This is a genomic window from uncultured Slackia sp., from assembly GCF_944321625.1.
GTDB lineage: Bacteria > Actinomycetota > Coriobacteriia > Coriobacteriales > Eggerthellaceae > Slackia.
This window is the reverse complement of sequence record NZ_CALUMA010000111.1, coordinates 1-4,410: the sequence shown is the minus strand read 5'-3', so window position 1 is coordinate 4,410 and position 4,410 is coordinate 1. Positions and strand designations below refer to the sequence as shown.

Annotated in this window: 3 protein-coding genes; all 3 read right to left on the bottom strand. The window is 63.8% G+C overall.

Translation table 11 applies throughout. The annotated features are described in order from the left end of the window. A partial coding sequence (locus Q0J60_RS09420) for a valine--tRNA ligase (RefSeq protein ID WP_294440907.1) occupies positions 1 to 2,315 on the bottom strand: 2,315 nt, incomplete at its 3' end. Between the two features lie 310 nt (positions 2,316 to 2,625). Beyond that, complete coding sequence (clpX, locus tag Q0J60_RS09415) at positions 2,626 to 3,957, bottom strand: ATP-dependent Clp protease ATP-binding subunit ClpX (protein WP_294440906.1); 1,332 nt, start codon at positions 3,955 to 3,957, stop codon at positions 2,626 to 2,628. Between the two features lie 15 nt (positions 3,958 to 3,972). Further along, on the bottom strand, positions 3,973 to 4,410 hold a 438-nt coding region (locus tag Q0J60_RS09410; RefSeq protein WP_294440904.1), incomplete at its 5' end, for an ATP-dependent Clp protease proteolytic subunit.

Below are 4,410 nucleotides of genomic sequence, written 5' to 3'. Positions count from 1 at the left end.
GCCTTGGCGATCACCTCAAGCTCCTGCTTGGGCGAGATGCCGAAGCGGGCGCGGGCGGAACGCACAGCCGACACGGTACCGCACACCATACCGATGGCGCGCTCGGCCGCCTCGTCCTTCCAGCGGGCAAGCGACCCGGGCTCGGGCCACGTCGCCACCATGAGCGCCGGGGCCTCCTCGCCCTCGTGCGGCAGCTGCTCCCAAATGGCCTCGGCCACGAACGGCATCGCGGGATGCAGCAGGCGCAGAGCGCAGTCGAGCACGTACACCAGGTTGCGCTGCGTCTGCAGACGCACCTGCTCATCGGCACCTTCGCGCAGCGACGACTTGCAGAACTCAATGTACCAGTCACAGAACTCGTTCCAGAAGAACGCATGCAGGGCGCTTGCGACCTCGCCGAACTTGTACGTCTCGATGCCGCGCGTCACGTCCTCGGCAAGACCGGCCAGACGCGACAGAATCCAGGCGTCCGCGGGCGTTGCGGCCTTCGCGGGGCCCGGCGTGAAGCCCTCCAGGTTGCCCAGCACGAAGCGGCTCGCGTTCCAGATCTTGGTCACGAAGGCGCGCGCGGCCTCGGTGCGGGGGCTGCCGATAAGTTCATGCGTCTGGGGGTCGATGTCGGCGTCGAAGCGCACGTCCTGGTTGTTTGTCACCAGCGTGAGCAGGTTGAAGCGCATGGCATCGGCACCGTACATGGCGATCAGGTCCATGGGGTCAACGCCGTTACCCTTGGACTTGGACATGCGCGTGCCGTCCTTGGCCAGAATGGTGGCGTAGATGACCACGTCCTCGAACGGAATCTCATCCAGGAAATACAGCGACGACATGACCATGCGGGCCACCCACAGCGCGATGATATCGCGTGCGGTGACGAGCGCCTTGGTGGGATGATGTCCCTCGAGCAGCTCGGTATGGTCGGGCCAGCCCTGCGTGGCGAACGTCCACAACTGGCTGGAGAACCAGGTGTCCAGCACGTCCTCATCCTGATGCACGTGGCCGCCGCACTTGGGGCACTCGTGCACGTCCTCCATGCACGCGTCCATCCAACCGCACTCGTCGCAGTAGAACACCGGGATGCGATGGCCCCACCACAGCTGGCGCGAGATGCACCAGTCCTTGAGGTTCTCCATCCAGGTGAGATAGGTCTGGGTCCAGCGCTCGGGATGGAACTTGACCTTGCCGCTGGTCACCGCCTCGGTAGCAGGGCCCTTGAGCTTGTCGACTGCCACGAACCACTGCTCAGACAGCCACGGCCCAAGCGCGCTGGGGCAACGGTAGCAGTGCACGACGGGGTGCTTGTGGTCCTCCACGTGGTCGAGCAGGCCGTGCTCCTCGAACCACGCCACCACGGCCTCGCGGCATTCCTCGCGACTCATGCCGCTGAACTGGCCGTAGCCTTCCACCACATGCGCGGTCTCGTCGAAGATGTTGATCTTCTCCAGGCCGTGGCGCTCCCCCATCGCGAAGTCGTTGGGGTCGTGCGCGGGAGTGACCTTAACAAAGCCGCTGCCGAAGCCCGCATCCACATAGAAGTCGCTGAAGATGGGGATCTCGCGGTCCATGATGGGCAGCATGACGGTCTTGCCCACGAATTTATCCTTGTCGTGGTCCTTGGGGCTCACGGCCACGCCGGTGTCGCCCAGCATGGTCTCGGGGCGCGTGGTGGCCACCACGATGTATTCCTGGCCGTCGACCGGCTCGGTGAGCGGGTAGCGCAGATGCCACAGGTGGCCGTCTTCCTCCTGGTACTCCGCCTCGTCGTCCGAGATGGCGGTGCCGCAGGTGGGACACCAGTTCACGATGCGCTTGCCGCGATAGATGAGCCCGTCATGGTACCAGTCGCAGAACACCTTGCGCACGGCCTTGGCATAATCGTCGTCCATGGTGAAATGCACGTCGGAGAAGTCGACCGAGCAGCCCATACGCTTAATCTGTTCCTTGATGGTTCCGCCGTATTCGCGCGTCCAATCCCAACAGGCCTCGATGAAGTTCTCGCGACCGATCTCGCGACGCGATACGCCCTCGGCGGCGAGCTTTTTATCCACCTTGGTCTGCGTGGCGATGCCCGCATGGTCGGTGCCCAGGATCCAGCGCGTGGACACGCCGCGCATGCGGTTAAAGCGCACGAACGTATCCTGAATGGTGTCGTCGAGCGCGTGGCCCATGTGCAGGACGCCGGTCACGTTGGGGGGCGGAATGGTGACGGTGCAGTCGCCTACGCCGGGATTGCGGCGGTAGTATTCGCCGGCCATCCACTTGTCGAGCATTTGCTGCTCAATGGCCGCCGCATCGTAGTTCTTGGAAAGCTCTCCCATGGCTTGCCTTTCTCGTTATCTATCCCACCGCGGAGGCGCGAGGGAGGGTTCCATGCTCAAACAGTCCTGTCTCGCACGAAAGCCACAAAAGTGGCTTTCGGCTCGTGCGGAACTGCGCGTGGAACCCTCCCTCGCGCCTCCGCTTCATATTCAGATATGCGCACGATAGCACAATCCACATATGAGAGCATTCCAAGAACTACGAAAGGCCAGTTGAACCAAATAAAGCGCCCATGCTCGCAGATGACCGGCGAATACCGCCGACGCAACCAACGAGCAATGGGCGACCGTTTTTAGAAAAGCCTCAGGGCTAAGCCGCAGGCTCTTCATCGTTGAAGCGGACAATCTCAGGGCTCGTCTCGCCTGTGATGTCGGTGGCGCGCAGCGTCACGCGCGTGCCCGGCTCGTGCTCGGGCAGGTCGAACATAACGTCCTGCAGCACGCGCTCGCAGATGGAGCGCAGGCCGCGGGCGCCGGTGCCGTGTTCCACGGCCTCATGCGCGATGGCACGCAGCGCCTCATCGGTGAACACCAGCTCGGAATCCTCGAACTCGAACATGCGCGTGTACTGTTTCACCAGCGCGTTCTTCGGGTCGGTGAGGATATGCACCAGGTCGTCCTCGGTCAGCTCATCCAGCGAGCAGATGACGGGGATGCGGCCCACAAACTCGGGGATCATGCCGAACTTGTTCAAGTCTTCGGGCAGCACCTTGGCGAGCAGCTCTGCCTCGGCATGCTTCTTGGACTCGGGCATATCGTTGGTGAAGCCGATGCCGGTCTTGCCCACGCGCTGGCCGATGATGTCGGCCAAGCCCACGAACGCGCCGCCCAGGATGAACAGGATGTTCGTGGTGTCGATGTGGATGAGCTCCTGCTGGGGATGCTTGCGCCCGCCCTGGGGCGGCACGGCGGCCTCGGTGCCTTCCACGATTTTGAGCAGCGCCTGCTGCACGCCCTCGCCCGACACGTCGCGCGTGATGGAGAGGTTCTCGGCCTTGCGGGCGATCTTGTCGATCTCGTCGATGTAAATGATGCCGATCTGCGCGCGCTCGATGTCGAAATCGGCGGCGGTGATCAGCTTGAGCAGGATGTTCTCCACGTCCTCGCCCACGTAGCCCGCCTCGGTGAGCGTGGTGGCGTCGGCGATGGCGAACGGAACCTGCAGCGTGCGGGCCAACGTCTGAGCGAGCAGCGTTTTGCCCGAGCCGGTGGGACCCAGAAGCATGATGTTGCTCTTGGCCAGCTCCACATCGCCTTCCTCGGCGGCGGCATCCAGGCTGATGCGCTTGTAATGGTTGTACACGGCCACCGAGAGCGCGCGCTTGGCGGCGTCCTGCCCCACCACATGCTCGCTCAGGCGGTTGTAGAGCTCATGGGGCGTGGGCAGGTCGGCCAGCACCTGCTCGGCGGTGGGCACGCCGTCGGGCGCCTGGGCGGCTTGGGCCGCATGGCGTCCGCGCAGCTCGCCCGGCTGCATGTAGCCGCCCTGCTCGAGCACATCCGAGCACACCTCGATGCACTCGTTGCAGATGCACACGCCATCAGGACTCTGTATCATGCCGCCCACCTGGTCGGCCGTCTTGCCGCAGAAAACGCAGCGCGCGTCCTTGGGGTCGATCGTCGAATTGCCGTCGTGTTGCATGGCTTCCTATGCTTCCTACTTGCCCGCAGCGCGGGAGGTGATGATTTCGTCCACCAGGCCGTATGCCTTGGCTTCTTCGGCGGTCAACCAATGATCGCGCTCGGAATCGCGGTGGATGGTCTCGATGGTCTGGCCGGTGTGCTTGGCGAGGATGCCCTCCAGGCGGTCGCGCGTCTTGCGCATCTCGTCAGCCAGGATCTCGAAGTCGGTCTGCTGGGTGTGCTCGCCCGAGCCGCCCATGGGCTGATGGATCATGATCTGCGAATTGGGCGTGATGAAGCGCTTGCCCGGCGTGCCGCAGCAGGCAAGGACCGAGCCCATGGCGGCCGCCATGCCGATGCACACGGTGGACACGTCGCAGCGGATGAACTGGATGGCGTCGTAGATGGCAAGGCCCGCCGACACGCTTCCTCCGGGAGAATTGATGTAGAGCGAGATGTCCTTGTCGGGGTC